Consider the following 17991-nt stretch of genomic DNA (forward strand, 5'->3'; position numbering starts at 1 on the left):
AACCATTTCATATATAAAAGGTAGGAGTGACATTTTTGAATATTAGAGAAGGTATACGTAACATCGCGATTATCGCCCACGTTGACCACGGAAAAACAACTTTGGTGGACCAATTATTGAAGCAATCTGGAACTTTCCGTTTGAATGAGCATGTTGAAGAGCGTGCCATGGATTCAAACGATTTGGAAAGGGAACGCGGAATCACAATTTTGGCTAAAAATACAGCCATTCAATATAAGGATACAAGAATTAACATTCTTGACACACCGGGACACGCTGACTTTGGCGGCGAGGTAGAACGTATCATGAAAATGGTTGACGGTGTTCTTTTAGTAGTAGACGCATATGAAGGATGTATGCCGCAAACACGTTTCGTTTTAAAGAAAGCATTGGAACAAAACTTAACTCCAATTGTTGTTGTAAATAAAATCGACCGTGACTTTGCACGTCCTGCAGAAGTTATTGATGAAGTAATTGACTTATTCATTGAACTTGATGCAACAGAAGAGCAGCTTGAATTCCCTGTTATATATGCATCAGCAATCAATGGAACTGCTAGTACAAGTCCCGAAAAACAGGACGAAAACATGCAGTCATTATACGAAGCTATCGTTGAGCACATTCCTGCTCCTATCGATAACCGTGAAGAGCCGCTTCAATTCCAGGTTGCATTGCTTGATTATAATGATTATGTTGGACGTATTGGTATTGGCCGTGTTTTCCGCGGTACTATGAAGGTTGGCCAGCAGGTTGCATTAATGAAACTTGATGGTTCTGTAAAACAGTTCCGTGTGACTAAGATATTCGGTTTCTTCGGGTTGAAGCGCCAGGAAATCGAAGAAGCTGTGGCTGGAGATTTAATTGCCGTATCTGGAATGGAAGATATTAATGTTGGGGAAACAGTTTGCCCAGTTGAGCATCAGGATGCACTTCCGGTTCTTAGAATTGATGAGCCTACACTGCAAATGACATTCCTCGTTAATAACAGTCCGTTTGCTGGCAGAGAAGGCAAATACCTAACTTCAAGGAAGATTGAAGAAAGACTTCGTGCACAGCTGCAAACTGATGTCAGCTTGCGTGTAGAAAATACAGACTCTCCAGATGCTTGGATTGTTTCTGGCCGAGGAGAACTTCATTTATCCATTCTTATTGAAAACATGCGCCGCGAAGGCTATGAACTTCAAGTTTCAAAGCCAGAGGTTATTGTTAAAGATGTTGATGGAGTCCGTTGTGAGCCTGTAGAAAGAGTTCAAATTGATGTTCCTGAAGAGCATACTGGTGCAGTAATGGAATCAATCGGTGCCCGAAAAGGTGAGATGATTGATATGATCAATAATGGTTCAGGACAAGTTCGCCTGATATTTAATGTTCCGGCACGCGGATTGATTGGATATACGACTGAATTTTTAACAATGACCCGTGGATATGGAATTATCAACCATACATTTGACAGCTACCAGCCAATGGCACAGGGACAAGTTGGTGGAAGACGTGAAGGTGTACTTGTTTCTATGGAATCCGGTAAAGCTTCTACGTACGGCATCATGCAGGTTGAGGACCGTGGGACTATATTTGTTGAACCAGGAACTGAAATATACGAAGGCATGATTGTCGGACAACACACTCGTGAAAACGACATTACAGTTAATATCACGAAGGTGAAGCAGGCAACAAATGTCCGTTCAGCAAACAAAGACCAAACTTCGGTCATTAAAAAACCTCGCATTATGACACTTGAAGAATCGCTTGAATATCTAAATGAAGATGAGTATTGTGAAGTAACTCCGGAGTCAATCCGTCTGCGCAAGAAAATCCTTGATAAAAATGAACGTGAAAGAATGTCTAAAAAGAAAAAGTTTGCTTAAACGAATTAATCCCAAGGGAGGTTTGCGAAAATGAATGTGACAGAACATCTGTCTTTTTTCGCCGCGCTCTATCGTGTAGAGGAACAGCCAGAAATAGGAATGTGGCTTCTATATCTAACTATTGTGGCTCTTTCGATCGTTGTGTACAAGCTGGGGTTTGCAAAGAAACTGCCAGTGGGACAATCGATTATCATCTATATATTCCTGATTTTAGGCTGTACCCTCTTTACCTTTCTAGGAATTTTCCTTCCAATCGGGGAAGGCCTTGTAGTCGCAGCTGCAATCCTTATTATTTATAAGATTCGGCTGCATCAGCAGAAAAAACAGCAGGCTGAAGCCAAGTAACGGAGGGACCTAAATGAAATCAGTTCAGGATGCTCTTTATAATTGGCTGACCATTAGAGCTGTAGTTGACGCCCGCCCGGAAGATACTGCAGCAATAGAAACAGAAAAAATGTTCTCGGATATATTAAAAAACCAGCATGGAGTCACTGACATTGCAATAAAAAGAGATGAATCCATGTACGAGGTTTCATATAAACAAAATGGTGAAAGTAAATCTACACGCTTCCCAACAGAGCTAATTGAAGTTCTTTTAAACCAGATTAACCTTGAGCCTGAAAAATACGAAAATTATCCTGACGAATAAAAAATACCCTCTGCCCAAAAGGCGGAGGGTATTTTTTTAGTACGGAAAGGATCATCAAGGCTATGAACGACCAAAGTTGGATTAGTTCTACCCTCATGATCATTTAACAGACTGAAAGGCTGAAATATATTCTGGAATACAAAAGGTCTTTGGATCAACAAAGCCCCATAACCAATGGCGAAGAGGGCTTTTTGTGATAGGTAATGTGTTCCTGAGCTGATGCTGAACCCTAGAATCTAGGGTTCGGCTTAACGAAAAGCAGTATCCGGTATTCCAATCAGTAAGTTCATTACGTTTATCAGGCACTTTCCTACCATTCGTCTTCTTCTGATTTGGAGCGGTATAGCCTGAAATTTCCTGTATCGATTCTTTCCTGAGTTTTTTCAGAAATTCTATCATGACAGTCCGAACACATATATGTATGAATAGGCCTGTTGCGAAGTCTTTTGGCCACCAGTGTTTCATCATTAATCGATTCGATTTTATCGCAAATTACACATTTGACTCTCATTTTAACACCTCAATGTCTTTTAACGACAATTATTTTATGAATAATTTATATAATAGTATATCATACCGAATTTTGGATGGTTAGCCATTTCCGTTTAAGTTGATGAAAATTAGGTATAGTAGTAATATGAGTATAGAATTTTCAGAAGAGCTTAAAAGCAAAAGGAGTTGGGAAGATGGCAAACCAGGTTGAGCCAAAATTGATTGAGCCGTTATATAATGCTATGCAAAAAGAACGATTTGTTACATTAGCAACTGTAGACCATGAAACGGGGGGACCTAATGTCAGCGCTATTTCATGGGTATTGGCTAAAGATAACAGCACGATTTATTTTGCTGTTGATAACCGGTCGAGAATTGTACAGAATATCACTAAAAACGATCAAATTATCCTTAATATCATAGCAAATGAATCTACATATTCCATTGGCGGAAAAGCAGCCTTTAAAGAGGAAAAGTTAAGCGGTGTTCCTTTAAAGCTTGCTTTAATTGAATTGAAAATTAGTGAAGTACGTGACGTAATGTTTTATGGTTCTAAAATTACACAAGAGCCCGTATATGATAAAACCTATGATAAAGTTGCTGCGGCACGACTTGATAATCAAGTAATGGAAGCTATGAAAAAAGCTTAGCAAATGCTAAGCTTTTTATTTTTGCTGATTGGACTCTTTTTCCTGCCGTCTTTCAAGCTGCTTTCTTTGACCCTTGTCAAGGGTCTTTTTCGGCTGCTCCATTCCGTTCCTCGGATTCGGCTTGATAATATCGCCCGGCACTTCAGGCATTAAACGGCCTGTAATATCAGCCAACTCGTTTACAATACCCTGAACTGGCCTTCCATTATTAATATCCTGGGAAATCTCCCGCAGCCTTGCTGTTGTATCAGGATCAGCAATTACAATAGCTCTAGCCCCGTGAGGATCCTTTTTTAAGCTTTCGGCAACCGAATATTTTGTGGTGTCTACCTGTGATCTTTCCATGTTAGCATCAACATCAATGCCAACAATGGCATACCTTCCAAGAACCACAGCGGCTGCGTCGTTTACATTTGGCGTCCTGTTGGCCAAATCGACAAGATGTCTTGATATCTCCTGTCCTGATTTTCTGTCAACATCCTGAATATAGCTGTTTTTTACCTTTACAAATTCAGGGTCAGCATTTCTATTTTCTCCTGAATTGTTAGAACTGCAGCCACTTAAAATGAATATTCCCAAAAGAAATAAGCCAAGCTTTTTCATTATTTCCCCCCGATTCATGCTTTAGGTTTAGGCTGAAGCATATTTTGTATTCACCATGTTGATTGGTGCAAAGCCGTGACTCCTCAAAAATGCAATTGCATTTCCTTTGTGCGTGAGCGGCTTCCATGATGCCACCTCCATTTCCAGCGGTAAAAGCGGGCCATTGAGAGACCCTGCAGGCGCAGAATGCAGAGGAGGTTCCCGGGTCGACCGCGGAAAGCGGGAGCCGGAGTGAAAATCAACAGTCAAGAATAACTTCGCCTTGTTTTAAACCGCTATTTTGGAAAAGGGTATAAATAGCAGTTAACAAATCCTCTCATTATTGTGCGGAAATTCTTCTATCTTTATCCCAATAAACATATATTTTACCAATGTCCAATGCCTTTTAAATAAGGGTACCTAAACCAACTAAAAGAACAAGAGAAACAGGAGGCATCAGATTGAAGAAAATATATGTATTAGACACAAATGTCCTGTTGCAGGACCCAAATTCGATTTTCTCATTTGAAGAAAACGAAGTTGTTATTCCGGCAGTGGTCCTTGAAGAGGTCGATTCAAAAAAGAGGTATATGGATGAAATCGGAAGGAACGCAAGGCAGGTATCAAGACTAATTGACAGCTTAAGAACCTCTGGTAAGCTGCACGAAAAAATAAAGCTTGAAAACGGAGGAAGTTTAAAAATAGAAATAAATCATAGGTCGTTCCACGAGCTGCAAGATATTTTTACGGAAAAAACAAATGATAATCGGATTCTTGCTGTCGCTAAGAACCTTTTTCTCGAGGAACAAACAAAAGAAAATGGAAAACCGGTTATTCTAGTTAGTAAAGATGCTCTTGTCCGTGTTAAGGCAGATGCTCTCGGTCTAATATCAGAGGATTTTTTAAGTGACCGGGTTGTGGACTCGGAACAAATTTATACTGGCTTCCAGGAAGTCTTATTATCCGCTGAAAAAATAGCTCAATTCTATGAAAAAGGAGAAATGGTGCTTTCGGAGATATCTAAGGTGCCCTTCTACCCAAATGAATCGCTAATTATGCGTGACGTATTAGGAGGAAAAGCTTCAGCTCTTGGAATGGTAGAGCCGACAGGCAAGAGAGTAAGGAAATTAATTTTTAATCAGGAGCATGTTTGGGGCATACATCCAAGGAATGTTCAGCAAACCCTGGCGGTGGAACTTCTATTAAGAAAGGATATCCCCCTTGTCACACTAATAGGAAAAGCAGGGACTGGAAAAACCCTTTTGGCACTTGCTGCCGGGCTTATGCAGACTGAGGATCTGAGGGAATATAAAAAATTGCTGGTAGCAAGGCCTATTGTTCCGGTAGGCAAGGATCTTGGCTTTTTGCCGGGTGAGAAGCAGGAAAAACTAAAACCGTGGATGCAGCCTATTTTTGATAATCTTGAATTTCTTTTTAATACAAAAAAACCAGGGGAACTGGATGCTATTTTAGCAGGAATGAATTCAATTGAGGTAGAGGCCTTAACATATATTCGAGGCAGAAGCCTTCCGGATCAATTCATAATTATTGATGAAGCCCAGAACCTTACAAAGCACGAGGTGAAAACGATTCTGACTAGGGTAGGAGAGCGAAGCAAAATAGTGCTAATGGGTGACCCGGACCAAATTGACCATCCTTATCTGGATGCTTACAATAATGGATTAACTTATGTTGTAGAAAAGTTTAAGGAGCAATCTGTCTCTGGCAATATCCGGCTGATGAAGGGTGAAAGATCGGGACTCGCAAGGCTTGCAGCCGATCTTTTATAAGAAAAGGGGCGGTCCAGCCGCCCTTTTGGATTAACTAATTACCATTTCTTTGACGCCTTTTATCGGATTGTTTTTGTTGGAGCCATCTCCAAAATAAATATGGACAGGCCCATCTTCAAGGAGTGGCTTGCCGTTATTCGAGAACCCTAGAATTAGGTCAAAGGCAGTTTCAAGCGGAATAGAATACTCTTCCTCAGCTGTCTTTAGAATTAGCACAGATGCATCCTCTTTAGGAGAAGCGTTTTGAAGAAACGGTTTAAGAGCGATTCCAAATGTCCCCGTCATTACTTGTTCCTTTTTAAACTTTTTCTCTGATTTCAAAGTAGGAGGAACAATAGCTCCTTCTATAATTTCCCGATCCCAGTGCTTAGAAATCTCTTTTGTGTACTCCTGGAGTTTATCGGACTCTTTTTTTTCTTCATCGAAGTAAGTAGTTAGGTCAATACGCCTATCATCAAAAATCCATACACTTGGATCAAGTGTAATGGTATATTGTGTGTTCCCCTTAATTGGTATAATTCTTTCCATAGTTGAATCCCCCATTCCATTTCTTCACTAGTAAAGTATAGCCCCAATTTAAAAGAATGTCATACAATCCTTTCGAAATAGTGTATCTTAACCAAAAAGAGCCGTATTTTTTTCTTGCCTGTTATTTTCACCCCATTGGCTCGCTTTCCCAGATTGTCCGAAAGAAATACGATTGTAAAAGCTAATATCCATGAATTTAGTATCATTAACCGGAAGCATAATTGAGCGGTTTCCCACCTGCCGCTTCCATCAAAAGTTGCAAATTAACAATGAAAACTTTAACCCACTAGATATCGCGCTGAATTAAATAGTTTGTTTTAGTTATTCCTTCTAATGTTCTTGCAATTTCGTGTTTCAAACGGTAAAATTTATAGATAAGTTGGTTAAACGCTCGGAAACGGGGGGATCCATGTTGGCGTCTGAAATGATTATTAATCACCAGGAAAAAGCATACGCCTTGCTTCAGGCGGACGCTGAAAAAATATTGAGGCTGATCAAAGTGCAAATGGATAACCTAACTATGCCACAATGTCCTCTTTACGAAGAGGTGCTTGATACGCAAATGTTTGGTCTATCAAGAGAAATAGATTTTGCAGTTCGGCTGGGCTTAATAGAAGAAAAGGATGGAAAAGCGATCCTGGATAAACTCGAGAGAGAATTATCTTCGCTTCACGATGCATCCATAAAAAAATAATTCAAAAACAAATGGCTTTCGCCAAGGCGGGTGTCATTTGTTTTTTCTTATAGAACTATTGGCATCTGTCAATTATTTCTATTACTTTTAAAAAAAACTCAAACAATGCAGCTTATTGTTTGAGTTTTTTTGTTATAGGGTTTAAGGTTATTAAAAAATATTGATAAAATGCCTTTTTCCCCAAGTAATAATCTATTTTTTCTATTATAATGAACCTAATAAGACGAATCAAATTAAGGAAGAGGTCAGATGCTAAAAAAAATTATCAAATCCTATGATTATACTTTGATCATTGCTATCGTACTGCTTGCTTGTTTTGGACTGGTAATGGTCTATAGTGCCAGTATGGTAACAGCCATGCAGCGATACGGTTATGACAGTGATTTTTTCTATCAAAAACAAAAGCTCCATCTTATTCTCGCAGCATTCGTGTTCATTTTAACAGCTCTCTTTCCTTATAAAGCAATGAAAAGTACAAAATTACTATTTCCGATGGTTATCTTTTCTTTAATAGGTCTTGGGGCACTTTTTGTTTTCGGTCATGTTGCCGGAAATGCGCAGAGCTGGTTTAAGGTTGGAACCAGCAGTCTGCAGCCATCAGAGTTTGTAAAACTATGCGTAATCATTTATATGTCAGCTGTATACGCTAAGAAGCAATCCTACATAAATGAGTTTAACAAAGGGGTAGTTCCTCCCTTGGCTTATCTTTTCTTAGTTTGCTTGTTTGTTGCCATTCAGCCCGATTTTGGTACAGCTGGAATCATTTTTCTAATAGCTGTAACGATTATTATTTCTTCAGGGATGAACATGAAGAATATTTTACGACTTATCGTCATAGGGGCTATTACAGCTTTACCATTAGTGCTGATACTTGCAGGAAAGATTTTTTCAAAGACCCGGATGGGCCGATTCCAGGCATATTCAGATCCATTTTCGGTTGAACAAGGAGTTGGCTACCATATTGCAAACTCCTATTATGCAATTGGATCCGGAGGTATAAATGGACTGGGACTGGGCAAAAGTATTCAAAAGCTTGGGTATTTGCCTGAACCGCACACAGACTTTATAATGGCTGTTATAGCTGAAGAGCTTGGTGTTTGGGGAGTTGGCTTTGTAGTAGTTCTCTTAAGCTATATTGTTTTAAGGGGTTTATATGTTTCCATGAAGTGTAAGGATCCTTTTGGAAGCCTTCTCGCAATAGGAATTTCCGGAATGATTGGTATTCAGTCATTCATTAACCTAGGAGGCGTTTCAGGGCTTATTCCATTGACAGGAGTACCGCTGCCATTTGTAAGCTATGGAGGCTCCTCGCTCATCCAGCTTGCCATCGCATCAGGAATCCTTGTTAATGTTTCCATGTTTGTAAATTATGAAAAAAATTATAAGAATCAAAAAGAACAAACAGAAAATAACATTCATCCTTTACCAAAAAAAGTTTATCAAATAAAACAATAAAAAAGCTGCTGGCCTTATGCCAGCAGCTTTTTTGCAGTCGTTCTATATATTTCTTTTTGTCCTGGAGTACAGAAGCAGAAAATAACTTAATACACCAAAAAGACAGGTAATGAAGAAAGCGTGAAGAAGAGCTATATAAAGGTTTAAACGGCTGAAAATAATAAAAGCTCCGGCAAGCACCTGTAAAGTTACTAAGATAAATGAAATAATCCAGCCCCAGTATAAAACTTTCTGATCCCGATATTTCTTTACCGCCAGGTAAGTGATGTAGCCTATCCAGATAAAAATCAAGCCCGCTGCCATTCTATGTCCCATTTGGACCCATTCATACATGTTTGAGGGAAGGGCAGGGGAAGTATTTACACAGAGCGGCCAATCCTTACAGACTAAACTTGACTTAGTATGCCTTACAAGCGCTCCTGTATAGATCACGATGTAACTGTAAATAGAAAGAAGTACAATATGCCGTCCCATTCTTGAATCGATGACAAGCTTGTCTGCATCAAATTTTTTATCTACTTCAAATATTAAAATTGTCAGAAGAAAAACAGCAGCAAATGAAACAAGTGAGATGCCAAAATGCAGGGCAAGGACAAAGCTTGATTGTCCCCATTTTACAGCAGCAGCTCCAATCAGCGCCTGCAGCAAAAGAAAGAAGAAAGAAAGGATCGAAAGAAACTTAGTTTCTCTTATATGCCCGATTGCCTTCCACGACCAGATGGAAAGAGCAAGTACCATGAAACCTCCTGCACCAGACACAAGCCGGTGTGCCAGCTCAATCACCAATTCGGGTGTGATATGAGTGGGGAGAACCTGGCCGTTACAGAGTGGCCAAGACTTTCCACAGCCAGCACCTGAGCCGGTTTTGGTAACAAGTGCTCCTCCTATTAAAATAAATATCATTGCAATGGTAGTTGCGACAGCAAACCATTTTAAAGATCGCCGCAAAAAATTCACCTTCTCGTTAATAGTTCAATAATTTGTCAAAGAATAATCTTAAAAGTATAATAAAACACAATGGAAAATAGAAAAATCCCTAATACATCATAACGAAAAAAATCTAAAATGAACAGTTTTCTGCAAATAAAAATCGATTTAAGTATTATATTTAATCGTTATAGTAGATAGTTAAGGGTTTTCACTATTGTTATAGTGGAATAAGTTGAAATCTAGCCTCAAAAATGGTAGAAATGTTAATAGGAATCTTATGGAATTTTTAGAGACAGTTTCCATTGTTCCTTAGAATATCCCCATTAAAGGGACTTAATGCCGCTTTTTCATTATTTATTCTGGCATATTTCAATTTCTAAATTTTTTAAAAAGGCTGGATTAAAATTTCATTAAAATGAATTAAAAATTATACAAAAAAAGTTCACAAAAAACACCAAAAGTGTGATTTAATATACAGAGAAAGTGTTTCGTTGTATGATTTATTATTTAACAAGGTATATATAGTAAAAATAGTAAAAAGCATAATGCCGGATGGAAGATAATTGATCCTGCATGTTTCGTTTTTTAGTTTTGTGATAAAGAAATAGGAGGAATATAAATGTCGAATCCGAAGGCTTTAAGTGATGTCGCCGTGGAAGATGGCGCAACTGGCCTACATATAGAAGAAACAAATGCCTGGAAAGACTTTTTGGCTTTAATTAAAATAGGCATCGTTAATTCCAATATGATTACAACCTTCACCGGCGTTTGGCTGGCTCTGCATTTTAGCGGACTGCGTTTTCTCGAGAATTTAGATATAGTATTTTTTACTTTGTTAGGTTCAGCTTTAATCATTGCTGGTTCTTGTGCTATCAATAATTACTATGACAGAGATATTGATCATTTGATGGAACGGACTAAAGTAAGGCCGACTGTTACAGGGAAGGTCATCCCATGGAAAGTCTTAAGCCTTGGTCTTTTCCTAATAGCAATAGGAACTCTGTCTCTAGCAATGACGACTTGGACTGCTACTTTAATCGGTCTTATTGGTGTTTTCAGCTATGTCGTTCTTTATACAATGTGGTCTAAGCGGCAGCTGGTTTCAAATACAATTATCGGAAGTATTTCCGGAGCGGTGCCTCCTCTAATCGGATGGGCAGCTGTTGATGGAAACCTCGATATAATAGCTTGGTTTTTGTTTATATTAATGTTTGTCTGGCAGCCTCCTCATTTTTATGCCCTTGCAATGAGAAGGGTGGAGGAGTATAGGGCTGCTGGCATACCTATGCTTCCTGTTGTAAAAGGGTTTAGTACCACTAAAAAGCATATTGTTCTATGGGTGGCAGCTTTGCTTCCTATTCCGTTTTTTTTAACTTCTTTAGGAATCCCATTTCTAATTCTGGCGACTGTTTTAAATATCGGTTGGCTGGTATTGGGGATTTATGGATATAAGATCAAAGACGATATAAAATGGGCAAAACTGATGTTTGTATATTCGCTGCAATACTTGACTATAATTTTCACAGCGATGGTAATTGTCACATTAATATAGTTTTGCTGTTAAGTTCCTTCTATTGGGGGACCGCCCGATAGGGGGACTTATCATATATTTCATTTGATCATGCATTTCAAAGAAATCATTAGCGAAAGAGGGGTTTGATTAAGCAATGAAAAGGCTTGCGAAGTGGCGTTTGATCTCGTTGTTTTCGATCTTAGCGCTTATTCTTTCCGGCTGTGGCCAGCCATATTTGTCTGCGCTCAGGCCAGCTGGAGAAGTTGCAGAAATGCAATATGGTTTAATGAAGCTAAGTACATTAATTATGGTTGGGGTTATCGCAGTTGTAACCGTTATCTTTATCCTGGTTGTAATTAAATTCAGAAGGAAAGATGACAGTGAAATCCCAAAACAGGTGGAAGGCAATCACAAGTTAGAGATTTTATGGACTGTTATTCCTATTTTATTACTTCTCATTCTTGCAGTACCTACTGTAGCAGATGTATTTAAGCTTGCAGACGTTGGTAAGATGGATAAGAAAGGTGCCCATAAGGATGAAGTGGTCGTAAAAGTACGTTCCAATCTTTACTGGTGGGAATTCGAATATCCAGACCTTGGTATCGTCACTAGTCAGGAGCTTGTAGTTCCTACAAACAAGAAAGTTTACTTTAGTTTGCATTCTTCAGATGTAAAACACTCTTTCTGGATTCCTGCTGTTGGGGGAAAAATGGACACTAATACGGATAACGTTAACAAGTTCTGGCTCGAATTTGATGATAAAAAAGCAAATGAAGCCGGAAATCTATTCTATGGTAAATGTGCCGAGCTTTGTGGACCTTCCCATGCTCTAATGGACTTTAAAGTTAGAGCAATTAGCCAAAGCAAATTTGATAGCTGGGTTAGCGCTATGAAAGACGTAAAAAAACCGCAGCAGGCAACTTCTGAATTGGCTCAGCAAGGTCAAAAGATTTTCAGCCAAAGCTGTATCGGCTGTCACGCTGTTACACCAACTAACGCAACACCTGAAAAAGCCCGTGTGGCGCCTAACTTGACTAACTTTGGCGAACGTTCTCGTGTAGCCGGTATTTTACCTCATACAAAAGAGGATGTAAAAGCTTGGATTAAAAATCCTGAAAAATTTAAGCCGGGAAATAAAATGACTGGCAAATATCCGCAAATGTCCGATCAGGAGCTAGATGCATTGGCTGAATACTTGATGGGCTTGAAGGTTCAGGATTAATAGGGGAAATAAGAGAAAGGGAGGTAAAATTGTGAGTACCTACGCACAAAAAAAAGGATTCGGCGCAACTTTATGGGACTTTTTAACGACAGTCGATCATAAAAAAATTGCGATCCTATACTTGATTGCCGGCGGATTTTTCTTCGTCGTTGGCGGACTTGAAGCGATGTTTATCCGTATACAGCTTGCAGTGCCAAATAATGATTTTGTAAGTGCCGGCCTGTATAATGAAATTATGACAATGCACGGAACAACCATGATTTTCCTGGCAGCTATGCCGCTTGTTTTTGCATTTATGAATGCAGTAATGCCTCTGCAAATTGGTGCAAGGGACGTTGCGTTTCCATTCGTTAATGCTTTAGGATTCTGGCTGTTTTTCTTCGGAGGAGTATTTCTTAACCTTTCATGGTTCCTTGGGGGCGCTCCAGATGCAGGATGGACTTCTTATGCATCATTAGCGATTGCCTCTAAAGGTCATGGAGTTGACTTCTACGTACTTGGATTGCAAATCTCAGGTATTGGAACCCTTATTGGGGGTATCAATTTCCTTGTAACGATCATCAATATGCGTGCTCCAGGCATGACTTATATGCGTATGCCGCTATTTACATGGTCAACATTTGTAACTTCAGCACTTATTTTGTTCGCATTTCCTCCATTAACTGTGGGATTAGTTTTAATGATGTTCGACCGTTTATTCGGTGCAAATTTCTTCGAAGTTACAATGGGCGGTAATACAGTAATCTGGGAGCACTTATTCTGGATTTTCGGACACCCAGAAGTTTATATCCTTATCTTGCCTGCATTTGGTATTTTTTCGGAAACTTTTGCAATTTTCTCTAGAAAAAGACTATTTGGATATTCTTCCATGGTATTCGCGCTCGTTTTAATCGGATTCCTTGGTTTCATGGTTTGGGCTCACCATATGTTCACAACTGGACTAGGCCCTGTAGCTAACGCTATTTTTGCAGTAGCAACAATGGCAATTGGTGTACCAACCGGTATCAAAATTTTCAACTGGCTCTTTACAATGTGGGGAGGAAGTGTAAAGTTCACAACTCCAATGTTATATGCAGTTTCATTTATCCCATCATTCGTTGCCGGTGGGGTAACGGGAGTTATGCTTGCATCTGCAGCAGCTGACTACCAGTATCATGATACGTATTTCGTAGTTGCTCACTTCCATTACGTTATCGTTGGTGGGGTAGTATTAGCAATATTGGCTGGAACGCATCTTTACTGGCCAAAAATGTTTGGAACTATGCTTAATGAAACAATGGGGAAAATTACGTTCACATTATTCCTGATCGGCTTTCATTTAACATTCTTTATTCAGCACTTCCTTGGACTTTGGGGTATGCCACGCCGTGTATTCACTTACCTTCCAGGACAAGGCTTTGAAACAGCAAACATGGTAAGTACTGTCGGCGCATTCTTTATGGCTGTCGGAGTAATTGTTCTATTGATTAATATCATTGTCACATCTGCTAGAAATGTTAGGGTTGGAAACGACCCATGGGGTGACGGAAGAACTCTTGAGTGGGCCATTCCATCTCCACCGCCTTTCTATAACTTTAAACAGCTTCCATTAGTTCGTGGATTGGATGCTTACTGGTTAGAGAAAATGGAGGGTAAAATGGCAATGACTCCAGCAGAACCAATTGGCGATATTCATATGCCGAACGCTTCCTTCCTGCCTTTCACAATAGCACTTGGCTTATTTATTGCAGCGTTTGGTGCTATGTACCATGTGGATCATAAGCCTTGGGCGCTCCCAGTAATGGTTATAGGATTATTAGTAACCTTTGCATCAATGTTCTTACGCTCTGTAAAAGATGATCATGGATTCCATATCCATAAAGAAGATCTAATTGAAAAAACTGACAAGGGGGTAGAGGCATAATGCAAGTGGAAGAAAAATTCACCTATGAAACTTGGCCTGCTCACTCTGAAAAAGCTACCCTTGAAGCAAAAAATAAATTTATTGGTTTTTGGTTATTCTTAGGAGGAGAGACAGTTCTTTTTGCTTCTCTCTTCGCTACTTACCTGGCTTTAAAGGATAAGGTTCCGAATACAAGCATGCCGCATGCGAAAGATTTATTTGAATTGCCGCTTACTTTTGCAGCAACAATGCTGCTTTTGACAAGTTCTTTAACAAGCGTTTATGCAATGTACCATATGAAGAACTTTGCCTTTAGAAAAATGATGCTTTGGCTTGGTCTTACTGCTCTTTTAGGTGCTGGATTCCTTGGGCTTGAAATTTACGAGTTCACAAATTATGTACATGAAGGCCATACCTTTACAAGCAGTGCTTTTGGATCTGCCTTTTATACTTTAGTTGGATTCCATGGAGGCCACGTTGCTTTCGGTCTTTTATGGTGTTTAACATTAATGTTCCGTAATTCAAAAAGAGGTTTAGATCTATACAACGCACCAAAGTTTTATGTGTTCAGTTTGTATTGGCACTTCATTGACGTTGTATGGGTATTCATCTTTACAGTAGTGTATTTAATGGGAATGGTGGGATAAACTGATGGCAAATCATGAATTAAATTCAGGAAACCCTAGAGTTGACATTGAATATCGCCGTAAAAAAAGCAAAGAAGAAATGCGTTATCAAATCGTCTCATTTACAATGATGCTATTTTTGACATTTATTGCTTTTGGTATGGTTGCTGCAAAAGGTTTTTCGCATTGGTTTACAGTGCCAATTATTCTTTTGCTTGCTGTTGTTCAGGTGATATTCCAACTATATTATTTCATGCATATGAATCAAAAGGGGCATGAAGCCCCTTCCCTTTTCCTTTTTACAGGTTTAGGAGTAGGTCTTACTGCAATCCTTACTTTTATGACCATCGTTTGGTGGTAATCAAAAGAAAATCGGCTGCTGCCGATTTTCTTTTTGTGTTTAATAGAAAAAACTGTCAACTGAGGAAAAGGACCCTTCTTTGCTTCAAATCGAATTCAGAGGTATAATAAAGACATGTTTTGACAGAGGTGATTATAAGTGCTTTCATTAGATATTTTTGGATTTCAGGCGCTTTGGAGCCCATATTTTTTGGTTTCACTGTTAATTGTTTTAGCAATTTATTTTATCCTGACAACACGTTATAGGAAGAATTTTAAAGAAAGCAGCCCTCTAACAATGGGGCAGGGGATTTCTTTTTCAATAGGTATTATTCTATTGTATGCAGCGAAAGGGTCTCCGCTGGACCTAATGGGGCATTTAATGTTTTACGCCCATATGATCCAAATGGCTGTCTTATGTCTAGTTATACCACCGATTATGATTGTGGGTATTCCGCAGTGGATGTGGAGAGCGATACTAAGACATCCCGTCATAAACTCTGTTTTTACAGTCATGACAAAGCCACTGATAGCTCTCATTGTATTTAACGGCTTATTTTCTATTTACCATATCCCTTTGGTATTTGATAATATTATGCAAAGCATGTTCCTTCATGCCGCTTATACAGTGATACTTTTTATTACTGCTATCTTTATGTGGTGGCCACTGGTTAATCGCTTGGAAGATTATCAAACGCTAAACGGGCTAAAAAAAGTCGGCTATATTTTTGGTGACGGCATTTTACTTACCCCGGCCTGCGCGCTTATTATTTTTGCAAATGACCCAATGTACACCACTTTTTCTGATCCTCATACCTGGGGAGAAATGATGAAATTATGTGTACCCCCGGCTACATTAGCCAGCCTGAATTTGAGCGGTCCTGAATTATTCAATTCAATGTCATTGATTCATGATCAGCAGCTGGGCGGGGTGTTAATGAAAGTTATTCAGGAAATTGTTTATGGAACAGTATTGGGACAGGTATTCTTTGAGTGGTACCGTAAGGACCAGGCAGAATCCCAATTGGAGATTACTAACTCTCTTAACCCAGAAATAAACAGCAGACTGAAACCCTCTCCAAGTAAATAAAATATCAAGATCTCCCTTATAAGGGGGATTTTTATTTTAATTCTTAGCAGCAATCCGTAGCCCTTTTTCGAAAAGAATTGCTCTTTTCATACTTTTTTAGAATAGGATTTGTAAAATCAGGACAAGTAAACTAAAATTATGGATGAATAAAATAAAAGCGAGGACTTATATATGAATGCTTCATTGCCCGTTTTACCTACAATAAGTACATCATTTATTGTTTTGAGTGCTGTTACAGTTGCGATTGGATGGTGGCAAATCCGCCGGAAAAATATTGAGGCTCATAAAAAGACGATGATAACCGCCGCAATATTTGCCCTTATTTTCTTTTTGATTTATGCAAGCAGAACCGTTTTTATCGGGAATACTTCCTTTGGCGGACCAGCCAGTGTCAAACCTTATTACACTATATTTTTAATTTTTCACATTACACTGGCAACAACCGGAGCAGTTTTTGGGATTGTCACACTTCTTACCGGGTTTAAAAATAAATTGTCCAAGCACCGTAAGCTGGGACCAATTACAAGTATTATTTGGTTTTTCACAGGCATAACAGGAGTCGCAGTTTATTTATTATTGTACGTATTTTACCGAGGCGGAGAAACAACCTCCGTAATCAAAGCTATATTGGGATTCTAAAACCAAAAGTACCCTTTCTGGGTGCTTTTTTTGTTTACCCATTTTGCTTCTCTGAACCCATTTTTGGTCACTAAGAGGGGCAAGTCTATGTTAACGGATGCAAGTTAAAGGTTCTACGGGAAAAGCAGGTCATGGGAGACCATGCAGGCACATAGCGCGGTGGAGGCACCTGTACCGCCCGCGGAAAGCGAGTGCCTGAAGTGGGAAACAAGGCAATAATTGAAAAGGAATTGCTTTGCTCTTAATCGACTTTTTATAGAGATTTATGGAAATTAATAAATTAACAGCAGGATTCTATGGAGCTTTCGATGTATGTTTTTCAGTATAAAATTAAAGATGAAGATATACCAAAGAGAAAAGAAATGCTAAAAAATATAAAATTTGAGGAATTTATCAACAAGAACAATTGGCTGCCAACCTTCATATTATTCCTCTGGAAATAATAATGTCTGGGGCACAATGGAAAATGGGGGGATTGCAGGTGTTGCAAAATATCCTGAATATCGTCAATAGGGTTTGTTCATGCTTTATTAAAGGAAGCAATTAGGGAAATAAAAGAGAAGGGCTGCTTGTGTCTTTCCTGCATCCATTTGATATTGCCTTTTATCGAAGTTTCGGCTGTGAGATTTTCACAGAGAACCGGAAAATAACAATCCAAAGTAAAGACTTTCAATCCATCGGTTATGCAAATGGAACTATAAAGAGATTTTCAAGAGAAACACATAACAAGGAATTAGAAGATATTTATCATTCATACGCGACCCGTTTCACCGGTATGAAGATTGGTGGAATCAAAATATTTATCAAGATGAACAAGTGGCAGTCTATTACGATGAAACCAACAATGAAGCTAAAGGTTATGTCCTTTATAATATAAACGATCGGAAAATGGACGTGCAGGAATTAGTCATTTAAATCAGGAAGCAAGGGAAGGCTTATAGAATTTTATCTAACAGCATGACTCCATGGTTGATACAGTGGCATTACTAGTTTCAGTTCATGCCCCGTTTCCTTATTTTTTAAAACAGCCAAAACAAAAGACGGA

General features: G+C 39.0%; 19 protein-coding genes. 15 read left to right on the top strand and 4 right to left on the bottom strand.

What is annotated here, in order from left to right:
- Positions 1-35 precede the first annotated feature (35 nt).
- The 3 genes from typA to G8761_RS03305 are packed head-to-tail and all read left to right on the top strand — an operon-like array spanning position 36 to position 2514.
- On the top strand, positions 36-1865 hold the full coding sequence (gene typA, locus G8761_RS03295; RefSeq protein WP_166023640.1) for a translational GTPase TypA: 1830 nt from the start codon (positions 36-38) through the stop codon (positions 1863-1865).
- Between the two features lie 30 nt (positions 1866-1895).
- Positions 1896-2210 carry a YlaH-like family protein gene (locus G8761_RS03300; RefSeq protein WP_166023642.1) on the top strand — a complete coding sequence of 105 codons (315 nt, stop codon included), beginning with the start codon at positions 1896-1898 and terminating at the stop codon, positions 2208-2210.
- A 13-nt stretch (positions 2211-2223) separates the two neighbouring features.
- Positions 2224-2514, top strand: a complete 291-nt coding sequence (locus G8761_RS03305) for a hypothetical protein (protein WP_166023645.1) — start codon at positions 2224-2226, stop codon at positions 2512-2514.
- 310 nt (positions 2515-2824) lie between these two features.
- On the opposite strand, the gene G8761_RS03310 is transcribed toward G8761_RS03305, so the two are convergent.
- Positions 2825-3025, bottom strand: a complete 201-nt coding sequence (locus tag G8761_RS03310) for a YlaI family protein (protein WP_166023647.1) — start codon at positions 3023-3025, stop codon at positions 2825-2827.
- Between the two features lie 175 nt (positions 3026-3200).
- Here G8761_RS03310 and G8761_RS03315 point away from each other — a divergent pair, with 175 nt between their 5' ends.
- Positions 3201-3656: a pyridoxamine 5'-phosphate oxidase family protein gene (locus G8761_RS03315; protein WP_166023649.1), complete on the top strand. Its 456-nt coding sequence runs from the start codon at positions 3201-3203 to the stop codon at positions 3654-3656.
- A gap of 15 nt (positions 3657-3671) precedes the next feature.
- Here G8761_RS03315 and G8761_RS03320 read toward each other — a convergent pair whose 3' ends face one another.
- Entirely contained in the window at positions 3672-4259 is a 588-nt protein-coding gene (locus G8761_RS03320; RefSeq protein ID WP_166023651.1) for a YhcN/YlaJ family sporulation lipoprotein, read from the bottom strand.
- 440 nt (positions 4260-4699) lie between these two features.
- Between G8761_RS03320 and G8761_RS03325 the strand changes: the two genes are divergently transcribed.
- Positions 4700-6028, top strand: coding sequence for a PhoH family protein (locus tag G8761_RS03325; RefSeq protein ID WP_166023653.1), 1329 nt, complete (start codon positions 4700-4702; stop codon positions 6026-6028).
- A gap of 30 nt (positions 6029-6058) precedes the next feature.
- On the opposite strand, the gene G8761_RS03330 is transcribed toward G8761_RS03325, so the two are convergent.
- Entirely contained in the window at positions 6059-6556 is a 498-nt protein-coding gene (locus G8761_RS03330) for a peptidyl-prolyl cis-trans isomerase (protein WP_166023655.1), read from the bottom strand.
- A 412-nt stretch (positions 6557-6968) separates the two neighbouring features.
- Between G8761_RS03330 and G8761_RS03335 the strand changes: the two genes are divergently transcribed.
- Positions 6969-7250, top strand: coding sequence for an Fpa/YlaN family protein (locus G8761_RS03335; protein ID WP_166024185.1), 282 nt, complete (start codon positions 6969-6971; stop codon positions 7248-7250).
- Between the two features lie 249 nt (positions 7251-7499).
- Positions 7500-8705, top strand: a complete 1206-nt coding sequence (locus G8761_RS03340) for an FtsW/RodA/SpoVE family cell cycle protein (protein WP_166023657.1) — start codon at positions 7500-7502, stop codon at positions 8703-8705.
- Between the two features lie 42 nt (positions 8706-8747).
- On the opposite strand, the gene G8761_RS03345 is transcribed toward G8761_RS03340, so the two are convergent.
- Positions 8748-9653, bottom strand: coding sequence for a COX15/CtaA family protein (locus G8761_RS03345; protein ID WP_166023659.1), 906 nt, complete (start codon positions 9651-9653; stop codon positions 8748-8750).
- Positions 9654-10254: 601 nt separating this feature from the next.
- Here G8761_RS03345 and cyoE point away from each other — a divergent pair.
- The 8 genes from cyoE to G8761_RS26965 all read left to right on the top strand — a co-directional run bounded on the left by cyoE (position 10255) and on the right by G8761_RS26965 (position 17861).
- Positions 10255-11187 (top strand): heme o synthase, encoded by a 933-nt coding sequence (gene cyoE / locus G8761_RS03350; protein WP_166023661.1) that lies wholly within the window; start codon positions 10255-10257, stop codon positions 11185-11187.
- Positions 11188-11302: 115 nt separating this feature from the next.
- Positions 11303-12370, top strand: coding sequence for a cytochrome c oxidase subunit II (coxB, locus tag G8761_RS03355; RefSeq protein WP_166023663.1), 1068 nt, complete (start codon positions 11303-11305; stop codon positions 12368-12370).
- Between the two features lie 31 nt (positions 12371-12401).
- A complete protein-coding gene (ctaD, locus tag G8761_RS03360; protein ID WP_338000909.1) occupies positions 12402-14273 on the top strand; it encodes a cytochrome c oxidase subunit I in 1872 nt (623 codons plus the stop codon).
- The gene (locus G8761_RS03365) at positions 14273-14899 is read left to right on the top strand and encodes a cytochrome (ubi)quinol oxidase subunit III (protein ID WP_166023665.1); all 627 of its coding nucleotides are present in this window, start codon (positions 14273-14275) and stop codon (positions 14897-14899) included. Before ctaD ends, G8761_RS03365 begins: the two co-directional genes overlap by 1 nt.
- 4 nt (positions 14900-14903) lie before the next feature.
- Entirely contained in the window at positions 14904-15239 is a 336-nt protein-coding gene (gene ctaF / locus G8761_RS03370) for a cytochrome c oxidase subunit IVB (protein ID WP_166023667.1), read from the top strand.
- A 138-nt stretch (positions 15240-15377) separates the two neighbouring features.
- Complete coding sequence (gene ctaG, locus G8761_RS03375) at positions 15378-16307, top strand: cytochrome c oxidase assembly factor CtaG (protein WP_166023669.1); 930 nt, start codon at positions 15378-15380, stop codon at positions 16305-16307.
- Positions 16308-16478: 171 nt separating this feature from the next.
- Complete coding sequence (locus G8761_RS03380) at positions 16479-16946, top strand: DUF420 domain-containing protein (RefSeq protein ID WP_166023671.1); 468 nt, start codon at positions 16479-16481, stop codon at positions 16944-16946.
- Between the two features lie 816 nt (positions 16947-17762).
- The gene (locus G8761_RS26965; protein WP_338000910.1) at positions 17763-17861 is read left to right on the top strand and encodes a hypothetical protein; all 99 of its coding nucleotides are present in this window, start codon (positions 17763-17765) and stop codon (positions 17859-17861) included.
- The last annotated feature ends 130 nt before the right edge of the window (positions 17862-17991 follow it).

The organism is Neobacillus terrae, assembly GCF_011393025.1.
GTDB classification, from domain to species: Bacteria; Bacillota; Bacilli; order Bacillales; family Cytobacillaceae; genus Neobacillus_A; species Neobacillus_A terrae.